Below are 1,673 nucleotides of genomic sequence, written 5' to 3' on the forward strand. Positions count from 1 at the left end.
ATTTAAAAGGAGAACTCATATGATCGATAACTCAGAAGCTCTAGCCCGGAAATTGCACCAGAAATGAAAAAAGCGGCTGAAAATCGGTTATAATTCAAGAGCCTAACCAAGAATTAGCCGACACAGCCGCCATGACAAAATGTACCATACCCACCGCCGCCTTTCCACGCTGCAAAGGCCGTCAAATTCTCGCCAGCTTCGATGGGGGTGACGTCACCTCCGACGGCGGCATCCTGCTGCTGCGTCAGCTCGACCGAGAGATGGGCCTGACCCGCTCTATTGCTCGCCGGCTGAGCGATGCGCGCGACCCTCAACGCTGTCTGCATCGCACCGAAACCCTGGTTCGGCAGCGCGTGTTCGGCCTGGCGCTGGGCTACGAGGATCTCAACGACCACCATGCCCTGCGCCATGACATCGCCCTGCAGACCGCCGTCGACACTGACGGCGTGCTGGCCAGTCAGTCCACCTTGTGTCGCTTCGAGCAGCAAGCCGACCGGGATTGGGCGGTCACCATTCACGAGGAGATGATCGAGCAGTTCATCCGCTCCTTCCGGCGGCCACCCAAGAAACCGCTCTATCTCGACTTCGATGCCACCGACGATCGGGTGCATGGCCAGCAGCTCGGGCGGCACTTCAATGGCTACTACGACCACTACATCTTCCTGCCGCTGTTCGTGTTCTGTGGCGACCAGCTGCTGGTCAGCTACCTTCGCCCGGCCTACCGGGATGCCGCTCACCACGCGGGCGCCATCCTCGCCCTGCTGGTCCGGCGGCTGCGCCAGGAGTGGCCCGACGTGAAGATCGTGTTCCGAGGCGACAGCGGCTTCTGCCGTCCGCTGATCCTCAACTGGTGCGACCGCCACGGCGTCGATTACATCATCGGCCTCGCCGGCAACAAGCGCCTGGCCAAGCTGGCACTGGACATCGACTACGCGTCGGCCATCCGCTTCGAGAAGACCCGGGAGAAGGAGCGTGTCTTCGGCTTCATCGAGTACGCTGCCAAGAGCTGGAAGGATCGTCGACGAAAGGTGATCGTCAAATCCGAGACCAGCCGGCGTGGCTTCAACACGCGCTATGTTGTCACCAACCTGCGCGGCTGCAGCGCAGAATGGCTCTACGACAATCGCTACTGCGCCCGGGGCGAGATGGAGAACCGCATCAAGGAGCAGCAGTTACTGTTCTCTGACCGCACCAGCTGCCACGAATGGTGGCCCAACCAGTATCGGCTGCTGCTCTCGGGGCTGGCCTACCTGCTGTTGGAACGGCTACGCCGGGTCTACCTCAAGCGCACCGCCTTCGCCCAGGCCCAGGTCAATACCATCCGCCTGAAGCTGCTGAAGATCGGTGCCGTCATCACCCGCAACACGCGCACCATCCGGCTAATGCTGAGCAGTCAGTACCCGGAGCAAGACCTCTTCCTGAAGTTGGCCAGCAAGCTGGTGCCGGGATAGCGTCGCGGCGTGCTGTCCCCGGCACAGAAAAGACATGGGGGTAGGGGGAAGTGCGTCTCGACGCCGGGCTATCGATCAAAAAGTGACCAATTCTTGCTGGAACCGGCGTAAAACGCTGACCTGCTCATTCAGCAGACCCACTTCGCGGCGCTGGTGAAATATTCGGGCTAGGCGGGCCCTGCTGCGTTGCATGCCGGCCCCGGCGGAACGGGCCGCCTGGAC

At 61.4% G+C, this 1,673-nt stretch carries 1 protein-coding gene; it reads left to right on the top strand.

The annotated features are described in order from the left end of the window. Window positions 1–131: 131 nt before the first annotated feature. Window positions 132–1,451, top strand: a complete 1,320-nt coding sequence (locus tag IBX53_RS16030; RefSeq protein ID WP_290911357.1) for an IS1380 family transposase — start codon at window positions 132–134, stop codon at window positions 1,449–1,451. Window positions 1,452–1,673 lie beyond the last annotated feature (222 nt).

Origin of the sequence: Halomonas sp., assembly GCF_014859505.1 — a bacterium.
Lineage (GTDB): Bacteria > Pseudomonadota > Gammaproteobacteria > Pseudomonadales > Halomonadaceae > Halomonas.